Here is an 18,897-nt window from a genome sequence, read left to right as displayed (position 1 = left end):
ATGAGCGCGCGCAGCCACGCCCGACAGGTCGTCGACCAGTTCGGAGCGCAGGCCTCCGCCTACGTGACCAGCGCCGTCCACGCCGCCGGTGCCGACCTCGACCGGATCGGCGCGCTGATCCGCGCGCGGCCGGATGCGCGGGTGCTCGATCTCGGCTGCGGCGGCGGCCATGTCGCCTTCACGGCCGCGGCGGCCGGGGCCGCGGTGACGGCCTACGACCTGTCGGCCGAGATGCTGGCGGCAGTCTCCGCCGAAGCGTCCCGCCGGGGTCTCGACCGGATCGAGATCCGGCAGGGCGGCGCCGAGTCCCTCCCCTTCCCGGACGCGGCCTTCGACGTGGTCCTGACCCGCTACAGCGCCCACCATTGGCGCGACGTGCCGGCGGCGCTGGCGGAAGCGCGGCGGGTGATCCGGCCGGACGGCCTCCTCGTCGTCAGCGACATCGTCGCGCCCGAGGATCCGCTGCTGGACACGCACCTGCAAGCCGTGGAACTGCTGCGCGACCCCTCGCATGTGCGCGACTACCGGGTCTCGGAATGGCGCATCCTGCTGGAGATGGCGGGCTTCGACCCCGGCGCCGTGACGACGAGCCGGCCGCGGATGGAATTCACGAGCTGGATCGCCCGCATGCGCACGCCCGAGCCCCATGTCGCAGCGATCCGGGCGCTCCAGGCCGCCGCGCCCGCGGAGGTGACCGCCCATTTCGGCATCGAGGCGGATGGCAGCTTCCTGCTCGATTCGGCGCTGATCGAGGGCCGCCCCAGGCTTGGCCGTTGAACGGTCGGGCGCGTGCCCCCATGTTGCGGATCCGCTTCACCAGAGGAAGCCGCCCCCGCCCGGCGGGGTCGCGGCTCAATGATCCGGCCTGATCGAACTCGTCGTCGTCGTCCTGCTGATCGCGCTCAACGGCGTCTTCTCGCTGTCGGAGTTGGCCGTGGTTTCGGCACGCCGGAGCCGGCTGCGCGCCCTGGCCGAGGAGCACCGCGCCGGCGCCAAGGCAGCCCTGGCGCTTGCAGAGGAGCCGGGGCGGTTCCTGTCCACCGTCCAGATCGGCATAACCCTGATCGGCATCCTGTCCGGCGTGGTCTCGGGTGCGGCGCTCGGAGACCGCCTCGCGCTGGTGCTGATCGACCTCGGCCTGAGCAAGGGCTGGGCCGACACGCTGGGCTACACTTTGGTGATCGGCGTGATCACCTACCTGTCGGTGATCATCGGCGAGTTGGTGCCGAAACACCTCGCCCTGCGCGACCCGGAGCGGATCGCCTGCGCGGTGGCCCCCGGCATGCGCGTGGTCTCGCGGGCGGCGCTGCCGGCCGTGTGGCTCCTCGACGCCTCGACGCGCGCGGTGTTCCGGCTGATCGGCCAGGAGACTCAGAGCGCCAGCGCGGTGACCGAGGAGGAGATCCGCAGCCTCGTGGCCGAGGCCGAGACCGCCGGCGTCATCGAGGGCGACGAGCGGGCGATGATCTCCGGCGTGCTGCGCCTCGGCGACCGGCTGGTGCGCGGCGTGATGACGCCCCGTACCGACGTGGTCTGGATCGACCTCGCCGATGATCCGGAGACCAACCGGGCGCGGGTCCTCGAAAGCCCGTATGCCCGCCTGCCCGTCGCGGATGGCGGCCCCGACGCGATGATCGGCATCCTCCAGCTGCGCGACCTGATCGGCCCCCTGTCCCGGGGTGAGCCGCTCGACCTGCGTATGCAGGTCCGCAAGGCGCCCGTGCTGCCCGATACGGTCGACGCCCTCGTGGCCCTGGAGGTGCTGCGCAGGGCCCCGGTGCCCATGGCGCTGGTGCACGACGAGTACGGCCATTTCGACGGCCTCGTGACTCCCGCCGACATCCTCGATGCCATCGCGGGCGCGTTCCCAGCCGAGGATACGGAGCCGGACGCGGTGCGCCGCGCGGACGGGTCGTGGCTGATCGCCGGCTCGATGCCGGCCGACGAGCTGGCGGACCAGCTCGGCCTGCGGCTCCCGCCCTCGCGCGACTACGCGACGGCGGCCGGCCTCGTCATCGCGGTTCTCCAGCACCTGCCGGAGACCGGCGAGAGCTGCGAGATCGCCGGCTGGCGCTTCGAGGTCGTGGACCTCGATGGCCGGCGCGTCGACAAGCTGCTGGCGACCCGGCTCGCGGAGGTCGAGGCCGAGTAGCTCAGGGGGTCTCGCCGGAGAGGCGTCGCGCCGCGCCCGCCCGCCCGATCAGCGGCAGCAGGCCGGCCAGATCCGGTCCGTGCTCCAGACCGGTCAGCGCGAGGCGGAGCGGCATGAACAGGCCGCGCCCCTTGGCGCCGGTGCGGTTCCGGATCTCGGTCGTCCACGCCTTCCAGGTCTCCGGGCCGAACGGCTCGGGCGGCAGGGTCTCGCGGGCGGCCGCGATCACCGCCGGCTCGGTGAGCACGGGCTCGACGGGGCCGGTGACGACCCGCCACCAATCGGCCGCCTCCGGGACGCGGCCGAGATTGGCCCGCACCGCGAGCCAGAAGGCCTCAGCCCGGTCCGCCGGGATCCCGAGGGCGGCGAGACGTGCGGCCGCCTCCGCGTACGGCATGGCGTGGATCAGGCGCGCATTAAGGCCGTCGAGTTCGGCCGGGTCGAACCGGGCCGGAGCGCGCGAGATCTCGCCGAGATCGACGAGCCCAGCGAGGGTGTCGAGGTCGGGCACCGCCCGCACCGATTCGGCCGAGCCGGTCAGCACCGCCAGCGAGCGCACCGCGGCGGGCTCGTAGCCGGCCTCGCGCAGGCCGCGCAGCGACAGGTGGCCGAGCCGCTTCGACAGCCCCTCGCCGTCCGCGGTCGTCAGCAGGTTGTGGTGACCGAAGACCGGAACGGCCGCGTCCAGTGCCTCGAAGATCTGCACCTGCACGCCGGTATTGGTGACGTGGTCCTCGCCGCGGATGACGTGGGTGATGCCGAGATCGGCATCGTCCACCACCGAGGGCAGCGTGTAGAGATAGCTGCCGTCGGCGCGGATCAGCACCGGATCCGACAGCGACGCGCAATCGACATGGGCCGGACCGCGGACGAGATCGTCCCAGGTTACGGTGCGCGCCTCAAGCAGGAAGCGCCAATGCGGCCGGCGGCCCTCCGCTTCGAGCGCCGCGCGCTCCTCGGCGGTGAGCTTCAGCGCCGCCCGGTCGTAGATCGGCGGCTGGCCCCGCCCGAGCTGGCGCCTGCGGCGGCGCTCGAGCTCCTCCGGCGTCTCGTAGCAGGGATAGAGCCGGCCCGCGGCGCGCAGGCGATCGGCCGCCGCATCGTGCTGCGCCTTGCGGGCGCTCTGCCGGGCGAACAGGTCGGGCACGATGCCGAGCCACCCGAGATCCTCGCCGATCGCCTCGGCGAAGGCCTCCGTGGAGCGCTCCGCGTCAGTATCGTCGAGGCGCAGCAGGAAACGGCCGCCCGTGCGGCGGGCGAACAGGGCGTTGAGCAGGGCCGGCCGGGCATTGCCGATGTGGAGATAGCCGGTCGGCGAGGGTGCGAAGCGGACGAGAGTCATGGCCCGCTCTCTAACCGATCTCCGCGGGATTGTGCGCGGGACTTCGCGTCGGCAGTCGCCCGATGCGCCGATCTGCGGAGAGCCGCTACCCAGGGCGGCCAAAACCCGCCAGAAGGACGAACTTTGTGCGGTGCGGGATGTGAGCGGCATGGCGACGGACGGGACGGCCGACATCGTGGTGGTCGGCGGCGGGATGGTCGGGCTCGCCAGCGCCATCGCCCTGAGGGACCGCGGGCTCGATGTCGTCCTGCTGGATCCCGGCGAGGCGCGGGCGCGGACCTCCTACGGCAATGCCGGCGTGGTCAGCCGCGGCTCGATCCTGCCGATGTCGAGCCCGGCCCTCTGGGGCAAGCTCCCGGCCTACCTGCGCAATGCCGACCGCGGCCTGCGCCTGAACTACGCGCATCTCCCGCGGATCATCCCCTACACGGCGCATTTCCTGGCCGCCGCGCGCGCCTCCCGCTGGCGCCGCGCCGCGGCCGCGCTGCTGCCGCTGACGAGTGCGGCCTATCCGGCCCATGAGCGGCTGGCGGCCCGGGCCGGGACCACCGACCGGCTTCAGCGGACCGGCTGGATCAAGGCCTATCGCAGCGAGGCGGCCTTCGGAGCCGCCGCCCTGGAGCGCGAGATCCTGTCGGGGCACGGGGTCGCCTTCGACATCCTCGACACGGCGGCCCTGCACGCCCTCGAGCCGGCCCTGGTGCGGCCCTATGCGCGGGCGATGCTGCTCACCGAAACCGGCTCGGTGCGCGAGCCCGGCCGGCTCATCGAGGCCTGCGAGGCCCTGTTCGCCGGCCTCGGCGGCCGCCGCCTGCGAGGCAGCGTCACCCGCCTCGAGCCCGAGGCCGGCGGATGGCGTGTCGCCCATGACGGCGGCACGGTCCGGGCCCGCCAGGTCGTGCTGGCGGCCGGCGCAGCTTCGGGGGCGATCGCCCGGACCCTCGGCTACCGGTTCGCAGTGGCGGCCGAGCGCGGCTACCACCGGCACTACGCCCTGCATCCGGAGAGCCCGCCGCTGACCCGGCCGGTCCTCGACACCGGGGCCGGTTCCATCCTGTCGCCGATGGGCGATCACCGGGTGCGGGTCCTGTCAGGCGTGGAACTGAACGCCCGCAATGCCGCACCCGACCATACCCAGATCGAGGCGGCGTCACGGGAAGCGGCCGGGACCCTTCGGCTCGGAGGGCCCCTGGACAACGAGCCGTGGCTCGGCTCCCGTCCCTCGACCCCCGACGGAATGCCGGTGATCGGCCGGGCGCCGCGGCACGAGGGCCTGCTCTTCGCCTTCGGCCACGGCCATATCGGCCTGTCCACCGGCCCGATCACCGGAGAGGTCATCGCCGACCTTGCCACCGGCCGGACACCCCCTGTTCCGGTCGCAGCCTTCGCGCCCGATCGGCTCCTGGCCTGGCCGCGGCTGCCCTGAACGTGCGTCCGGCCTCAGCGCCAGTCGTAGGGATCGAACGGGTCGAGCACCGCCTGGACCTTCCGCAGGAAGTCCGGCTGGCGCTGGAGATCAGCCTCCCGGGCGAGGGCCCGCAGGAAGGCCTGCGGGCCATGCTCGAGATCGCGCGTCAGACCGTTATAGCGGTCGGCCGGCTCGACATGGGCGGGACTCACCGCGACGCGGTAATCGAGGCCGCAGGTCGGCGGGTCGATCCCCAGGCGATAGCAGATCCTCACCCGCGCAAAGGGCGCGTCCGGGCGATAATCGACCTGGTAACCGCCGAGCCGGAAGGCACCCCCGGTCACGCGCTCGGCATAGGCCAGCGTCCGGGCCACGGTGGTGAAGCCGGCGGTGCGCCGGTCGCGCACGAGGTCGATCGCCACCCGCTCGGTCGGCACGAAGGGTTGCGCACAGGCGGTGCCGGAAACCAGCGCGGCCAGGAGAGCGGGGACGAGGAGTCTCATGGCTTCTTCATGCAGACCGCGACGGGCTGGGCATCCTTGGCGGCCTTGGCGGTCATGTCGAGGCAGCCGACCGTGGACACACCGTCCGTCACGGTCACGGACGGCAGAACGGCCATGCCCCGGCAATAGGCGCCAATCAATTCCTCGTCACGGCGGCAGGCCACGTCGAGGCGTACCTGGTTGTTCATCGCCGGCCCGGGCGGCCCCGGCGGTCCGGCCGGGCCCGTCTCGCCGGTGGGACCGCGGGCGCCGGTCGCTCCGTTCAGACCCGACGGGCCGGGCGGCCCCTGGGGGCCGCGATCCCCCTTCGCGCCCGGAGGACCGGCAGGCCCCGGCTTCGGCTCGCTACAGCCGGCGAGCGCGAGCGCCACCGCGCCGACGGCGAGCGCGATCCGAGCGAGTCTCATGCGGTTCTCCGGCCACGCCTGCGCGTGGAATTGGTGCGAGCCAGCAATGCGTCAACCGCGCATCGGGGCTCGAGACGCATGAAATAAAATCAAGAGTAGCAGACCCTCGACGGGTCTGCTCTCGCCGATCAGATTAAGGGTTTTGCAAAATCTTGGGCTCACATCGGCTAGGATGGCTACGTCCCACTGATCTGCTCGCCCATGACCGGCAGAGAACGTTTAACCGCACAGTATAGAGAGACGTCAGGTTGTCTCTTGAAGCGCCTCGGACGCGACGCCGGCGGCGCGGCCGCGGTGGAGTTCGCCCTCGTCGCGCTGCCCTTTCTGGCGCTGTGCGGCGCGATCATCCAGATCACATTCCAGATCTGGGCGACCCAGAATCTCGATCGCGCCCTGCAGAACGCGGTTCGCACGATCTTCACCGGCCAGTTCCAGCTCGACACGGCCGGCCAGACCGATCCCGCGACCGTGCTCGCGGCCCTGAAGACCCGCATGTGCGGCCCGGCCAGCAGCCCCATCGCCGCGGTGTTCAACTGCCAGAGCGTCAAGATCGATGTCGCGACGGCGAGCAGCTTCTCGGGCGCCGCCGCGAGCAAGCCGATCGACACCGCCACGGGCACGTGGAACACCAGCTTCGGTACCAATTACAAATGCGCCATTCCGGGAACGATCGTGATCGTCACCGCGGCGGTGCCATTCCCGACCTTCTTCAACCTGATGGGCCTGAACACGCGGCAATTCACCAGCGGGTCCGGCGCGGGTTCGAGTCTCCTGACCTCCACCGCGGTGTTCCGCACCGAGCCCTATCAGATCGTCGGAGCGAGCCCGTGCCCGTCCTGACGATCATCGCCGGGTGGACGGCGCGGCTGCGGCGCGACCGGCGCGGGGGCGCCGCGGTGGAATTCGCCGTCATCCTGCCGGTGCTGCTCGCCATCTGGGCGGGCATGACCGAGATCGCACACGCCATCGACGAGTGGCGCAAGCTCACGCAGCTCGCCCGCACCGTGGCGGATCTGACAGCCCAGGGCGACACGCAGAACCCGATCAGCACCAGCGTGATGAACGACATCATCGCCTCCGCCACTGCGGTGATGCGCCCGTTCGACACGTCGAAGGTCAAGATCGTCGTCAGCGCCATGGGCGTGGACCCGAAGAACGCGAGCCCCGTACCGCTGGTCTGCTCCAGCGTCGCCAATGCCAACGCGACCCCGCGCAGCCCGGGTACCGCGACCGGCCTGACCGTGCCGGACGGATACCAGGTGCCGGGCATGCGCTACGTCCTGGCCGAGGTCAGCATCAGCTACACGCCGATGATCGGCAGCGCCCTGGTCAAGCTCGCCAAGGGCGTCGGCGAGACGATCACCTTCACGAGCAGCGCGCCGTGGCCGACCCGCGGCGGTCAAGCCTACGGCGCCAGCACCTACACGGAAGTCATCCTGCCGGATGCCAAACACGCGAATTGCGATGGCAAACAGATCGACCGCGCGTCCTGACCGCGCGGGCCCGCGGTGGCGCCGCGACCTCCTGCGCGATCGCGGCGGCAACGTCGCCTTGCTGTTCGCGTTCCTGAGCGTGCCGATGCTGATGCTCGGCGGCGCGGCGATCGATTACGGCTTCGCCACACGGCTGGAGACGAAGCTCCAGGCCGCGACCGACGCGACCGCCCTGCTCCTCTGCCAGACGCCCCTGACCACGTCGCAGCCCGACCTCAACCTCCTTGCGCAGACGACCATGACCGGTGCCATGGGGACGGCGAATCTCGTGATCGATCCGCTGGACATCACCAGCAACCCGCGCAAGATCACCCTGACCGCCCACAAGCTTTCGACGACCTTCTTCGGCGGGCTGACCGGCACCAAGCGCATCAACCCGGGCGCCGTGTCGCAATGCGCCACGCCGCTGCCGAAGACCTTCGAAATCGCGCTCGTGCTCGACAATACCGGGTCGATGGCCGAGTCGAGCGGAGGACAATCGAAGCTCAAGGCCGTGCAGACGGCCGCGACGACGTTCGTGAATTACGTCTCGACGAGCGCCGCCTTCTCGAGCGCGACCAAGATCGCGATCGTGCCCTTCGCCGCCGCCGTGGCGGTCGATCCGTCGGCCTATCGCTACGCCTCGTGGATCGATCAGAACGGCCAATCCAGCTACCACTGGACCAACATCATTCCGTCGACCCCGCCGCTCTTCAAGAGCCGCTTCGACGTGTTTGCGAAGCTGCAGGCAGCCAATCGGAACTGGGGCTGGGCGGGCTGTCTCGAGTCGCTCCCCTACCCGTTCAACGTGCAGGACGGCGCCCCCTCGACCAAGGATTCGTACTACGTGCCGCTGCTGGCGCCAGACGAGCCGGGCGACGCCAAGGCCGGCGCGGCGCCCTTCCCGGTCGGCAGCCGGTCGCCAACCGCTTACAGCTACAACAGCTATATCGACGACGATAACGGCGGCAGCTGCCAGAACAGCAGCACCTACAACACCGCCCTCGGCCAGGCCTGCAAGTACGTCAATCCCAAGGACGCGGTTGCCGGCTCGAGTGTCGGGATCCCCAACGGTCCCAATTTCGGCTGCACGACCCAACCGCTTCAGCGGCTGACCAGCGATACCAGCGCGCTGAAGGCGCTCATCGATAAGATGGCGCCCCTCGGATCGACCAACATCCACGAGGGTTTCATGTGGGGCTGGCGGACGCTCTCGCCCAACAGCGTCTTCGCGGACGGGCAACCCTACGCGTCGAGCGCGAACAGCTCCAACGCCACGACGATCAACAAGATCATCATCCTGATGACGGACGGCACCAACAGCTGGAGCGTCAACCCGAATGCGCCCACCGGGTCGCTCTATTTCGCGGCCGGCTACTTCAAGAACGCCAACAACACGACCGCGAAGCCGCGCCTGACGACAGCGTATCAGAACGCGAACCTCTCGGACGGGGATACGGCCCGGAAGGCGCTCGATGCCCTCACCGCGGAGGCCTGCACGAATGCGAAGGCGGTCAACATCTCGATCTACACGATCGGCTTCAGCATCCCGTCCGATCCGATCGATGCGGCCGGCCAGAAACTCCTGAAGACCTGCGCCTCGGCGGACAACCAGTACTTCCTGGCCAATACGTCCGACGATCTGATCGCCGCGTTCCAGCAGATCCAGGCGAGCATCGGCGCGCTCCGGCTCACGCAGTAGGCCCGCCGGCAGCCGGCAGCCGGATCCGGCGCGCGGCCGGGCCCGGCTCAGTCGTCGCGGTAGACCCGCTCGCGGCGCTCATGCCGCTCCTGGGCCTCGAGCGACAAGGTCGCGATCGGCCGCGCATCGAGCCGGCGCAGGGAGATCGGTTCGCCGGTCTCCTCGCAGAAGCCGTAGGACCCGTCCTCGATTCGGGCCAGCGCCGCGTCGATCTTGCCGGTGAGCTTGCGCTGGCGGTCCCGAGCCCGCAGCTCGATCGCGCGATCCGTCTCGGACGACGCGCGATCGGCGAGGTCGGGATGATTCTCGTTCTCGCTCTGGAGCGCCACCAGCGTATCCTGCGCCTCGCGCAGGATGTCGTTCTTCCAGCTCAGCAGCTTGCGCCGGAAATATTCGCGCTGCCGGTCATTCATGAAGGGCTCGTCGTCGGACGGGACGTAGCCGTCCTCCAGCTGCACCTTCGCCATGCGTCACCCTCGCTGGATGGTAAACCGCCCACCAGGGGATGGCCGGTGTGCGGCGAAAACGTGAGGTGCCGTATAGTCGAGGTGCCTCAGCGCTACAACGCACACAGGAGCAGGGGCTGTAACGGGCCGTCACTGCATCGCCGCGTGCGGCAAACAGGTCACGGTACAGAAGTTTTACGCTGTCACCGGGTCCGCAACCGTACAATCGCGGCGGCAATCGCGGCCGTCAGGCTCCGGGCGAGCGGGAGCCTGTAATGGGTTTGATCGAAGAACTGATCCGGATTCGCCGCCTCCGGACGGCCGTCGCGCCAATCGACCACCGTGCTCAGATCGTGCGTCGCGAGCACGGCGCGCACCTCGGCCCGGCAGGCCGCTTCGGCCCGCGCCCGGGCGCTGCCGGCCGGCGGCTCGCCCCGGGCATAGACCGGCGGGAAGACCACGACGACCGGCGTCGCCGCCGGGATCCGGGTGAGTTCGGTGCGCAGCCGCGCCGCGATCGGGAACGGACCGCCGTGATGCGGCTCCGGCTCGGATCCGACGGGCTTCTCCAGCGCGGCCTTCTTGGCGGGGTCGACGCCGAAGCCCTGGCTCAGATAGTTGCGCTCGTAATCCCACCAGCCGTCGGGGGCGGCCGCCTTGTGGCGCGTATCGAGGAGCCAGCCGAGCCGATTGATCGTCTCCTGCGCGGCCGAGAAGCGGATCAGGCCCCGCAGATAGGCGGGCCAGTCGCCCACGAGCCAATAGGGGAATCCGTGCTCGCTCGGGAAGGCGGGGTCGTCCGCGCACCAGAACGCGTCGGCCGAGAGCACGATCGCTTCGGGCCGGGCATGATGCTTCAGATACCAGCCGAGCAAGGCGAATTGCTCCGCTGGACCTGTGGCCGGCACCGAGAGCTGGAGGAACGGGATGCCGGTGAGCCGGGTCAGGGCTGCCGGCTCGACGAGCTGGATATGCGAGTTGCCGATCACCACGCCCGCATAGGCCGGATCGCGCCCGCGCACGGCCGAGGCGGTGCGGGGTCCCTGCGGCCGCACGGCGCCCCGGGAGAGCACCGTCGAGCGCCCGGTATCGTAGGGATCGACCAGCGTCGCGAGGGCGAGATAGCCCGCGAACAGAGCGACCATCGACAGGGTCAGGGTGCGGGCGAAGCCGCGCCAGTCCCGGTCGGTCGTGGGGGGTGCGGACGCCATCCTCAGAATTGGAAGTAGATGAACTCGTAATTCGCATCGTCCCCGATCTTCAGCAGGACGAGTACGAACAACAGCGCGAAGCCGAAGGCCAGCAGCCGCCGCGGCGGCAGGCGGTGCACCGCATTCCAGGCAGTGGGCCCGATCGTGGCAACCAGGGCGGCGATGGCGATGGTGCGCCACTTGAAGCCGGAGCCCTTCGGCGCCAGCCCGAACAGCCCCTTGAAGATCACGAGCGCGGCCTCGAAGCTCGTCGCCCGGAACAGGACCCAGGTCAGGACGACGAACAGGCTGGTGAGCGCCCAGCCGAGCGGCGCCGGGATCGTGATCCGGGCCCGGCGCGTCAGCAACCCGGCCCCGAGGCCGAGACCGTGGAGCGCCCCCCAGGCCAGGAAGGTCAGGCCCGCCCCGTGCCAGAGGCCGCCGAGCGTCATGGTGGCGGCGAGCGCCCCGACCTGCCGCGGCAGGCCGCGGCGGTTCCCGCCCATCGGGATGTAGAGGTAATCGCGTAGGAAGCGCGACAGGGTCATGTGCCAGCGCCGCCAGAAATCCTGCAGGGACGTGGCGCGGTAGGGGACGTCGAAATTCTGCGGCAGGACGAGGCCGAACAGGAGCGCGATCCCCAGCGCCATGTCGGTGTAGCCGGAGAAGTCGAAATAGATCTGGAAGGTGAAGCCCAGCGTCGCCTGCCACGCCTCGACCGCCGTGACGGCCTTGCCGGCGGCGGCCGCCTGGAAGACCGGGTTCACGTATTCCGCGAGCGGATCGCCGAGGAAGACCTTCTTGGCGAGGCCCACCGTGAGCAGCATCAGCCCGCGGGCGAAGCGCTCGGCGGCGTCGGGCCGCGCGTAGGGCGCCTCGTCGAACTGGTGCATGATCTCGCTCCAGCGCACGAGCGGGCCGGCGAGAACCTGCGGGAAGAACGCGATGTAGAGGGCATATTTCACGAGCCCGAAGCTCGGCGCCCGGCCGGCCCGCAGGTCGGCGAGATACATGATGTGGTGGAAGGTGAAGAATGAGATGCCGAGCGGCAGGGCGAGACCGAGACGCGGCGCCTCCAGGCCGGGGATCAGGTTGGCGAGATCGGCGGCGAAGTCGAGGTACTTGAAGACCCCGAGCAGGGCGAGGTTGGCGGCGATGGCGGCCGGAATCAGCCAGCGGCCGGGCCAGCGTCGATAGAGGCGAGCGACGCACCAGTTCGCCAGGATCGATCCGGCGAGCAGCGGCACGAAGCGGATATCCCACCAGCCGTAGAACACGAAGGACAGGCCGACGAGGAGCGGCAGCCGCCACGCCGGCGCGGCGCGCGCCACCAGCGCGTGCAGGATCAGCGCGGTCGGCAGGAAGGCGAGGAGAAAGACGAAGGAGTTGAACAGCATCGGGCGAGGCGGCGCGGAGGAGCCCGGATGGGCCGCCGTTATCTCCGAGCGAGAGCGACCGCCTTGTCGGGGATCGGGCCCGGCCCGTCAATCGCCGCTCCACGTGCACGACCATTCCGCGGCCCGGCGCTGCAGCGACGTGATCTCAGATCGGATCGACCCGGCTGATGCGGTCCTCTCCGTGGTCACGGGTGCTGCGAACGGACCCGGGTTCGGGTGCCGTCAGCAGTTGCGACGCGGCCCGAGGGCCGTGCCCGATCATGTTGCAAATGTTTGGGAGGACGGCGACTCCGGTCGAGACAGCCGCGCCATGCCGCCTCTCTCGTGCGGGAGAGGGTTGGGGTGAGGGACGCGCGGTCTCAGGGCGGGGCGCACCGTCGAAGCGCCGAAGGGCCGCGCCTCTCTCCGAAGCCGGATCCCCCTCCCCCTGTCCCTCTCCCGCACGGGAGAGGGGACCCGCGCCTCGTTCGGCACGGGCTCGACTATCTTCCTCCCAACCCGATCGGGAACGGCTCTAGATGGCTTCGCGGCGCTCGCGAAGACGAAGAAGCCGCGGCGATCGACCGGACTTGGCCTCACGCCCCGCGGCGCGCGGCCTCGATGGTCAGGCCCAGACCCACCGAGCCGAACGTATCACCCTCCACCACCCGGGCGGCCGGAAGCGCGGCCGTCAGCGCCGCGCGCAGGTGCGGCAGGCCGGTGGAGCCGCCGGTCAGGAACAGGGCGTCGATCCGCTCAGCAGGAAGTTCCGCCTGTGCGAGGCAGCGCGCGATCCGGGCCGCCACGGCCCGGGCGAGATCACCGGTCTGAGCCGACAGGGTCGCGCGGTCTACCGGCACCGCCAGCCCGCGCTCCAGGAGCCCGAGATCGAGCATTGTCGCATCCTGCTCGGAGGCGGCGATCTTGGCCCCCTCCACCGCCCCGGCCAGGGCGTGACCGCGCTCCCCCTCCACGGCTTCGCGCAGCCGCGCGAGCAGGTCGGGCCGGGCGCCGTCGCGGATCACTTCGTCGATCTCGCGCAGGGTCTTCTGGTTGTAGAGGCGGTTGATGGCCGACCACGTTGCGAGGTCGTGGTAATAGGCATTCGGCACGGCGAGGTCGCCGCGGCGCATCGGACTGCCGAGCCCCAGCAGCGGCATAACCGTGCCGAGGCTGAGTTGGCGGTCGAAATCCGTCCCCCCGATGCGCACGCCGTCATTGGCCAGGATATCGCCGGCCCGGTCCGGCCGGCCCCGGCGCTCCGGCGCGAGGCGCACGATGGAGAAATCCGAGGTGCCGCCACCGATATCGGCGACGAGGGCGATCTCCTCCGCGCGGACCTGCCGCTCGTAGTCGAGCGCCGCGGCGATCGGCTCGTACTGGAACGAAATTTCCCGGAACCCGACGTCGCGGGCGATGTCGCGCAGCGTGTCCTCCGCGCGGCGGTCCGCCTCCGGGTCGCCATCGACGAAGTGGACGGGCCGGCCGTGGACGACGCTGTCGAGGCTCTGGCCGCAGGCGGCCTCGGCCCGCGCCTTCACGGCCATGAGGTAGCGGGCGATGACGTCGCGCAGCCGCAGCCGCTGGCGGCCGACCGGGGTCGCCTCGTCCATGAGCGGGGTGCCGAGAACGGATTTCAGGCCGCGCATCAGCCGGCCGGACCGGCCCTCGACATAGGCCGCCGTCGCGGCCCGGCCGATGATCGGCTCCCGGCCGAGTTCGAAGAAGATCGCGCTCGGGATCGTCCGATGCGCGCCCTCCAGGGGCAGCAGCGTCGGAACCTCCGGGCCGTCATGCCCGAGGGTCGTGTTCGACGTGCCGAAATCGAGGCCGCAGGCCGCCATCGTGTCGTGGGTCCGGGAATTGGGAGAAGGGTCGTGGGCCTACAGGGCCGACATGCCGGGGTCCAGGCCGGAGGAGCAGAGCCCGGGTTTGTCAAACAGGGGTTGACGGCGGGATCGCGCATCGGCGCCCTCGGTGGATCGGATCCGCTTCGTCACCCCGAGGGCCGCGCAGCCGCACGGGGATCCGGACGCGCAGAAGAGCCCGACACCGAGAGCGGATCCGGATCCCGGGTTCGCCTCCGGCGCCCCGGAACGACGGGACGAAGCACCGCCGCGCGGAGCCGAGCGCCAATCCGTCGCGCGAACTCGCAGATGCGGGAGGCGTGGACAGCGCTCCGGCGGCGCATCCGGATCCGCCGGGCCGTGCTATGAGGCCCCATGCGTTCCGACATCGATCTCGGCCTGACCGGCGAGCGCCCCGCGCTCCTCGACCTCACCGAACTGCTCGCCACGCGGCTCCTGGTCCAGGGCAATTCGGGATCCGGCAAATCGCACCTGCTGCGGCGGCTGCTGGAGCAGAGCGCCGGCCTCGTACAGCAGGCGATCATCGATCCCGAAGGCGATTTCGCCAGCCTCGCCGACCGCTACGGCCACGTCGTGGTCGAGGCCGACGGCGACGATGTCGCCCTGCAGCGGATCGCCGCCCGGGTGCGGACGCACCGGGTCTCGGTGGTGCTGTCCTTAGAGAATCTCGACGCCGACGGGCAGATGCGGGCCGCCGCGGCCTTCCTGGGCGGTCTGTTCGATGCCGACCGCGACCATTGGTACCCGATGCTGGTGGCGGTGGACGAGGCGCAGCTCTTCGCGCCCGCGGCGGCCGGCGAAGTCTCGGACGAGGCCCGCCGCCTGTCGCTCGGCGCGATGACCAACCTCATGTGCCGCGGCCGCAAGCGCGGCCTCGCCGGCATCATCGCCACCCAGCGCCTCGCCAAGCTCGCCAAGAACGTCGCGGCCGAGGCGTCGAACTTCCTGATGGGCCGGACCTTCCTCGACATCGACATGGCCCGCGCCGCCGACCTCCTCGGTCTGGAGCGCCGCCAGGCCGAGACGTTTCGCGACCTGCCGCGAGGGCATTTCGTGGCCCTCGGGCCGGCCCTGTCGCGGCGACCGCTCACCATCGCGGTCGGGCCGACCCAGACCGTGAGCCGGAGTTCCTCGCCCGTCCTGGTCCCCCTGCCCGACGCCCTGGAGGACGCCCGCGCGCTGATTCTCACGGCGAGCCCACAGGAGAGCGTCGCGCCGTTGGCACCGCGCCCGAAGCCGCGCCCGACGCCGGCACCGGACGTGCTCGTACAGCTCGCCAATTACCGGCCGCCGGCGCCTGCGGAGGAGCCGGAGGAGGAACCCATGGATCCGGAGGCCCGCGAGGCGGCGCTCTCCGAGGTGCTGGCCTCGGTGCTGGCGGATGCCGACGCGGCCGCCTGCACGCCCGCGACGCTGTATCAGGACTTCACGGTCCGCTGCCGCATCCGGCGCCTGCGCGGCGACACGATGGGCCTGCCCGAATTCAAGCGGCGGCTGGCCGTTGCGCGAGCCGAAGCCGGGGGCGCGGTGGCGGACAATTCCGGGTGGGAGCAGGCCCAGGCGATCGCGGCCGGCCTGCCGGACGATCTGGCCGGGCTGTTCCTCGTGGTCGCCCGTGCCGCCATCGAGGGCGCCCCCTGCCCGACCGACACCATGCTGGCTGAGGCCTACGGAACCAGTTCGGGCGGCCGGGCCCGGCGGATGCTGGCCTATCTCGAGGAGCGCGGCGCCATCGTCACCCGCAAGGATCTGCGCGGTGCGCCGATCATCGCGGTGCCTGATCTGGGTGTCGAGACGGGGCCGGGCGAGCCGCAGATGCTGCCGACCGGTCCGAAGCGGCGGGCGGTGTAGCGGGATCTGCTCCACGCAAGCGCCGCGTCGAACAGGCGCGCGTTCCCCTCCCCCATCTCGGGCGGGGGCAGGATCGGCGGCGGTGCCGAATCGAACGCTCCGGTGCACCTGTCCTCCGGCTTCCTCGCGGGGAAGCGAGAACAGGCTACGGCCGGCTGCTTCGCTCGGCCCATAGGAACGGTCGCGCAAGCGCCGTCAGACCCCCCGCGCCATTTCCAGCTTGGCGAGTTCCACCGCGGCCCGCAGTTCGATCTCGCACATCAGGCCGTCGAGCCGCGGGTCTCCCGACAGGCCCGCACGCTCGTTCAGCCGGCCGGCGATGGCACGCAGGTCCTGCGGCGCGACGCGGCCGCCCAGAAGCGCTGCCTTCAGCCGGTCGAGGCCATCGAGAAGATCCTGGCCACGCTGAGCCGAGCGCCGGCGCCGTTCCTGGGGCGTATCGGCCTCGGCCTGGAGGAGCAGGACCGCGTCGAGGCCCGCAAGCGTCGCGGCGGCGGCCGGCGCGCCGGTGCCCGTTGCTGCGGCCGGGGCCGCACCGAGGCTGAAGCCTGCGCCCCCCTCGGGTTTCCGGGCGCCCGCGACCCCGCCGGCACTCTGTATCGGCTGGCGAGTCTCGACACGCATGATCCGGTTCGCGTTGCTCCAAGCGCCCCCGCGCAGAACCGGAAATTCCGCTGCCAGGGTTAAGCGCGAGTAAACAAGGCGGCAGAAGCTGCCGGGTCGGCAGGTTCGGTGCCGGTACCGCGGGATGAGCCGGCCAGCCGCATCCGTGAAAACCTTCGTTCCGTCAGAGCCTTGCGGCGCCGGACGAAGTGGCACGACCCTGGCAGGATGGCGGCAGGTCCGTCCAGGTCGAAAATCCGGCATGCGCCCGCGTCACGCGTTCAGTCCTCTGCAGATTCTGCTCGGTGCCCTCACCGGCGCCCTGCTGCTCGCCGCCCTGTCCGGGCCGGCGCTGGCCCTGTCGCGCGTCAAGGATCTCGCCTCCATCGAGGGCGTCCGCCAGAACCAGCTCGTCGGCTACGGCATCGTCGTCGGCCTGAACGGCACCGGCGATACGCTGAACAACATCCCCTTCACCAAGCAGTCCCTCCAGGCCATGCTGGAGCGCCTCGGCGTCAACACCCGCGGCGCCACGATGCGCACGCAGAACCTCGCCGCCGTGATGGTGACCGCGAGCCTGCCGCCCTTCGCCGCGCAGGGGACCCGCATCGACGTGACGGTCTCGTCGCTGGGCGACGCCAAGTCCCTCCAGGGCGGCACGCTGCTGGTGACGCCGCTGCTGGGCGCCGACGGTGAGGTCTATGCCCTGGCGCAGGGCTCCGTGGCGATTGCCGGCTTCTCGGCCGAGGGCGACGCCGCCAAGATCACCCGGGGCGTGCCCACCAACGGCCGCATCTCCAACGGCGCCAATATCGAGCGCGAGATCGCCTTCAAGCTGAACGACGCGCGCGCGCTGCGGCTGTCGCTGCGCAATCCCGACTTCACCACCTCGAAGCGGATCGCCGCCGCGATCAACGACTTCATGGGCGCCGACACCGCCGAACCCACCGATCCGGCGACCGTGACGATCCAGATCCCGGCCCGCTACAACGGCAATATGATCCGCCTGATCACCGAGGTCGAGCAGCTCAAGGTCGAGCCCGACCAGACCGCCCGGGTCGTGGTCGACGAGCGCTCCGGCATCATCGTGATGGGCCGGGACGTGCGCGTTTCCACGGTGGCGATCGCGCAGGGCAACCTCACCGTCACCATCACCGAACAGCCGCAGGTGAGCCAGCCGGCGCCCTTCTCGGACGGGCGCACCGTCGTGGTGCCGCGGACGGGCGTGAAGGTCGATACCGGCGACGGCAACAAGCTCGCGCTGGTTAAGGAGGGCGTCAGCCTGCGTGAACTGGTCGACGGCCTCAATGCGCTGGGCGTCGGCCCGCGGGATCTGATCTCGATCCTCCAGGCGATCAAGGCCGCCGGCGCGCTCCAGGCCGACATCGAGTTAATGTGATCACCCGGACGCGGAGGCACGAACCATGTTGCAACTCGCGAGTTTCGCGGCCAGCGCCGCCGCCAGCGTCGGGACTTCCGCCGCCGGGAGCGTGGCCGACGGGATCATCAAGACCGCCAACAAGGCCAAGGCCTGGAAGACCGCCACCGAGTTCGAATCGATGTTCCTCGAGAACAGCCTCGATCGGCTGACGCAGTCGGAAGGCACCGAGGGACCACTGGGCGAGAATGGCACCGGCGGAGGCGTCTATCGCTCGATGCTGACCAAGGAATACGCAACCCAGATTGTGAAGAGCGGCGGCGTCGGCATCGCCGACTCGATCTTCCGCGAGATCATGAAGATGCAGGGTGCGGCAAACGTTGGAGCGACACATGCAAAAGGCTGAACCGCTGCGCGTCGCGGACCGGGTCACCGCCGAGGCCCTGGTCGCGGGCGTGCTCGGCAACATGGCGGCCCTGGAGGCCGTGCTCGCCGAGGAGGCCGCCTTCGTTCGGGAGGGCCGCCTGCAGGAGGGCGTCGCCGCAGCCGAGCCGAAGGCAGCCCTGGCCGCCGCCTACATGCAGGGCCTTGAGGTCGCGAAGGCGAACGCCGTCGCGCTGAAGCGCTTCCATCCCGACGGGGTCGAGCTTCTGCGGACGGCGCATCGCCGTTTCACGACCGCCGTGGAGGCGAACCAGACGGTGCTCGCCAGCGCGAAGACCGTTTCGGAAGGGCTGATCAAGTCGCTGGCCGAGGAGATCGGTCGCGCGCAGTTGCCGTCCGGCTACGGCCGGCAAGCGCCGGCGCCCTCTCCGTATGGCCGCGGCGTGCGCAGCGGGCCCCTGGTGCTCTCGCGCAACCTCTGAGCCCCGCTTTCAGCGGCGGCCGGTGCCGATCCGAACGAAGGTCCGGATCTCGCCGAGATCGGTATCGGCGCGGTTGTCGATCGCGAGGCGGCCGGTGACAGCCGGAGCCGCCGCGACCCGGTGCCCGGCGCCCAGGTCCGCCCCCGCGACCACGCGGCCCGAGATGCGGAGGCAGCTGCCGCTCCCTGGCAGGCGTAGGAAGCCCTGGCCCTTGGACGGGCACGGCACCGGCCCCGGCGTCACTGGCAAATTCCGGAGATCGAGGGCGACGGCCGGCGCGGCGAGGGTCAGGGCCGCCGCCAGTGCGGCGCACAGTCGAAGCCGACCAAGCAT

At 70.7% G+C, this 18,897-nt stretch carries 19 protein-coding genes; 10 read left to right on the top strand and 9 right to left on the bottom strand.

Annotated features, from left to right (window positions below; translation table 11 throughout):
* On the top strand, positions 1 to 777 hold the full coding sequence (locus tag CIW48_RS26835; RefSeq protein WP_149313478.1) for a class I SAM-dependent methyltransferase: 777 nt from the start codon (positions 1 to 3) through the stop codon (positions 775 to 777).
* An 88-nt stretch (positions 778 to 865) separates the two neighbouring features.
* A complete protein-coding gene (locus CIW48_RS26830) occupies positions 866 to 2,152 on the top strand; it encodes a hemolysin family protein (protein WP_091785626.1) in 1,287 nt (428 codons plus the stop codon).
* Between the two features lies 1 nt (position 2,153).
* On the opposite strand, the gene CIW48_RS26825 is transcribed toward CIW48_RS26830, so the two are convergent.
* Positions 2,154 to 3,494 (bottom strand): glutamate--tRNA ligase, encoded by a 1,341-nt coding sequence (locus CIW48_RS26825; protein ID WP_149313477.1) that lies wholly within the window; start codon positions 3,492 to 3,494, stop codon positions 2,154 to 2,156.
* A gap of 148 nt (positions 3,495 to 3,642) precedes the next feature.
* On the opposite strand from CIW48_RS26825, the gene CIW48_RS26820 reads away from it, so the two are divergent.
* Positions 3,643 to 4,920 carry an FAD-binding oxidoreductase gene (locus CIW48_RS26820; protein WP_149313476.1) on the top strand — a complete coding sequence of 426 codons (1,278 nt, stop codon included), beginning with the start codon at positions 3,643 to 3,645 and terminating at the stop codon, positions 4,918 to 4,920.
* 14 nt (positions 4,921 to 4,934) lie between these two features.
* On the opposite strand, the gene CIW48_RS26815 is transcribed toward CIW48_RS26820, so the two are convergent.
* Entirely contained in the window at positions 4,935 to 5,405 is a 471-nt protein-coding gene (locus tag CIW48_RS26815) for a hypothetical protein (protein WP_091785636.1), read from the bottom strand.
* Positions 5,402 to 5,812: a hypothetical protein gene (locus CIW48_RS26810; RefSeq protein WP_091785638.1), complete on the bottom strand. Its 411-nt coding sequence runs from the start codon at positions 5,810 to 5,812 to the stop codon at positions 5,402 to 5,404. Before CIW48_RS26810 ends, CIW48_RS26815 begins: the two co-directional genes overlap by 4 nt.
* Before the next feature lie 255 nt (positions 5,813 to 6,067).
* Here CIW48_RS26810 and CIW48_RS26805 point away from each other — a divergent pair, with 255 nt between their 5' ends.
* From CIW48_RS26805 to CIW48_RS26795, 3 genes are read left to right on the top strand one after another with little or no spacing between them, the layout of a single operon-like run.
* Positions 6,068 to 6,652, top strand: a complete 585-nt coding sequence (locus tag CIW48_RS26805) for a TadE/TadG family type IV pilus assembly protein (protein ID WP_348645140.1) — start codon at positions 6,068 to 6,070, stop codon at positions 6,650 to 6,652.
* Positions 6,640 to 7,305, top strand: coding sequence for a TadE/TadG family type IV pilus assembly protein (locus tag CIW48_RS26800; RefSeq protein WP_091785645.1), 666 nt, complete (start codon positions 6,640 to 6,642; stop codon positions 7,303 to 7,305). Before CIW48_RS26805 ends, CIW48_RS26800 begins: the two co-directional genes overlap by 13 nt.
* The gene (locus CIW48_RS26795; RefSeq protein ID WP_149313474.1) at positions 7,277 to 8,986 is read left to right on the top strand and encodes a TadE/TadG family type IV pilus assembly protein; all 1,710 of its coding nucleotides are present in this window, start codon (positions 7,277 to 7,279) and stop codon (positions 8,984 to 8,986) included. The genes CIW48_RS26800 and CIW48_RS26795 overlap by 29 nt, the downstream gene beginning before the upstream one ends.
* Before the next feature lie 47 nt (positions 8,987 to 9,033).
* Here CIW48_RS26795 and dksA read toward each other — a convergent pair whose 3' ends face one another.
* The 4 genes from dksA to CIW48_RS26775 form a co-directional block, all read right to left on the bottom strand.
* Positions 9,034 to 9,453, bottom strand: coding sequence for an RNA polymerase-binding protein DksA (gene dksA / locus CIW48_RS26790; protein WP_012322444.1), 420 nt, complete (start codon positions 9,451 to 9,453; stop codon positions 9,034 to 9,036).
* A gap of 182 nt (positions 9,454 to 9,635) precedes the next feature.
* A complete protein-coding gene (locus CIW48_RS26785) occupies positions 9,636 to 10,643 on the bottom strand; it encodes a hypothetical protein (RefSeq protein WP_149313473.1) in 1,008 nt (335 codons plus the stop codon).
* Positions 10,644 to 10,645: 2 nt separating this feature from the next.
* A complete protein-coding gene (locus tag CIW48_RS26780; protein ID WP_149313472.1) occupies positions 10,646 to 12,019 on the bottom strand; it encodes an MBOAT family O-acyltransferase in 1,374 nt (457 codons plus the stop codon).
* 575 nt (positions 12,020 to 12,594) lie between these two features.
* Entirely contained in the window at positions 12,595 to 13,842 is a 1,248-nt protein-coding gene (locus tag CIW48_RS26775; protein ID WP_149313471.1) for an Hsp70 family protein, read from the bottom strand.
* Between the two features lie 378 nt (positions 13,843 to 14,220).
* Between CIW48_RS26775 and CIW48_RS26770 the strand changes: the two genes are divergently transcribed.
* Complete coding sequence (locus CIW48_RS26770) at positions 14,221 to 15,717, top strand: ATP-binding protein (RefSeq protein WP_149313470.1); 1,497 nt, start codon at positions 14,221 to 14,223, stop codon at positions 15,715 to 15,717.
* A 195-nt stretch (positions 15,718 to 15,912) separates the two neighbouring features.
* On the opposite strand, the gene CIW48_RS26765 is transcribed toward CIW48_RS26770, so the two are convergent.
* Positions 15,913 to 16,341, bottom strand: coding sequence for a flagellar assembly protein FliX (locus tag CIW48_RS26765; protein ID WP_149313469.1), 429 nt, complete (start codon positions 16,339 to 16,341; stop codon positions 15,913 to 15,915).
* A 241-nt stretch (positions 16,342 to 16,582) separates the two neighbouring features.
* Between CIW48_RS26765 and CIW48_RS26760 the strand changes: the two genes are divergently transcribed.
* From CIW48_RS26760 to CIW48_RS26750, 3 genes are read left to right on the top strand one after another with little or no spacing between them, the layout of a single operon-like run.
* Positions 16,583 to 17,719 carry a flagellar basal body P-ring protein FlgI gene (locus CIW48_RS26760; protein ID WP_149313468.1) on the top strand — a complete coding sequence of 379 codons (1,137 nt, stop codon included), beginning with the start codon at positions 16,583 to 16,585 and terminating at the stop codon, positions 17,717 to 17,719.
* 25 nt (positions 17,720 to 17,744) lie between these two features.
* Positions 17,745 to 18,104: a rod-binding protein gene (locus CIW48_RS26755; RefSeq protein ID WP_149313467.1), complete on the top strand. Its 360-nt coding sequence runs from the start codon at positions 17,745 to 17,747 to the stop codon at positions 18,102 to 18,104.
* Entirely contained in the window at positions 18,091 to 18,564 is a 474-nt protein-coding gene (locus CIW48_RS26750; RefSeq protein WP_149313466.1) for a hypothetical protein, read from the top strand. The genes CIW48_RS26755 and CIW48_RS26750 overlap by 14 nt, the downstream gene beginning before the upstream one ends.
* 9 nt (positions 18,565 to 18,573) lie before the next feature.
* On the opposite strand, the gene CIW48_RS26745 is transcribed toward CIW48_RS26750, so the two are convergent.
* Complete coding sequence (locus CIW48_RS26745; protein ID WP_149313465.1) at positions 18,574 to 18,897, bottom strand: hypothetical protein; 324 nt, start codon at positions 18,895 to 18,897, stop codon at positions 18,574 to 18,576.

Source organism: Methylobacterium sp. P1-11 (genome assembly GCF_008329595.1).
In the GTDB taxonomy this organism is placed as follows: Bacteria; Pseudomonadota; Alphaproteobacteria; order Rhizobiales; family Beijerinckiaceae; genus Methylobacterium.
The sequence above is the reverse complement of the archived record's forward strand: the minus strand, read 5'-3'. Positions and strand labels throughout refer to the sequence as shown.

Coding starts and splice junctions, on each gene's coding strand:
- CIW48_RS26785 (WP_149313473.1), bottom strand. CDS start 10,643: ATGGCGTCCGCACCCCCCACGACCGACCGGGACTGGCGCGGCTTCGCC.
- CIW48_RS26810 (WP_091785638.1), bottom strand. CDS start 5,812: ATGAGACTCGCTCGGATCGCGCTCGCCGTCGGCGCGGTGGCGCTCGCG.
- CIW48_RS26795 (WP_149313474.1), top strand. CDS start 7,277: ATGGCAAACAGATCGACCGCGCGTCCTGACCGCGCGGGCCCGCGGTGG.
- CIW48_RS26775 (WP_149313471.1), bottom strand. CDS start 13,842: ATGGCGGCCTGCGGCCTCGATTTCGGCACGTCGAACACGACCCTCGGG.
- CIW48_RS26770 (WP_149313470.1), top strand. CDS start 14,221: ATGCGTTCCGACATCGATCTCGGCCTGACCGGCGAGCGCCCCGCGCTC.
- CIW48_RS26755 (WP_149313467.1), top strand. CDS start 17,745: ATGTTGCAACTCGCGAGTTTCGCGGCCAGCGCCGCCGCCAGCGTCGGG.
- CIW48_RS26750 (WP_149313466.1), top strand. CDS start 18,091: ATGCAAAAGGCTGAACCGCTGCGCGTCGCGGACCGGGTCACCGCCGAG.
- CIW48_RS26760 (WP_149313468.1), top strand. CDS start 16,583: ATGCGCCCGCGTCACGCGTTCAGTCCTCTGCAGATTCTGCTCGGTGCC.
- CIW48_RS26780 (WP_149313472.1), bottom strand. CDS start 12,019: ATGCTGTTCAACTCCTTCGTCTTTCTCCTCGCCTTCCTGCCGACCGCG.
- dksA (WP_012322444.1), bottom strand. CDS start 9,453: ATGGCGAAGGTGCAGCTGGAGGACGGCTACGTCCCGTCCGACGACGAG.
- CIW48_RS26835 (WP_149313478.1), top strand. CDS start 1: ATGAGCGCGCGCAGCCACGCCCGACAGGTCGTCGACCAGTTCGGAGCG.
- CIW48_RS26825 (WP_149313477.1), bottom strand. CDS start 3,494: ATGACTCTCGTCCGCTTCGCACCCTCGCCGACCGGCTATCTCCACATC.
- CIW48_RS26815 (WP_091785636.1), bottom strand. CDS start 5,405: ATGAGACTCCTCGTCCCCGCTCTCCTGGCCGCGCTGGTTTCCGGCACC.
- CIW48_RS26820 (WP_149313476.1), top strand. CDS start 3,643: ATGGCGACGGACGGGACGGCCGACATCGTGGTGGTCGGCGGCGGGATG.
- CIW48_RS26745 (WP_149313465.1), bottom strand. CDS start 18,897: ATGCTTGGTCGGCTTCGACTGTGCGCCGCACTGGCGGCGGCCCTGACC.
- CIW48_RS26765 (WP_149313469.1), bottom strand. CDS start 16,341: ATGCGTGTCGAGACTCGCCAGCCGATACAGAGTGCCGGCGGGGTCGCG.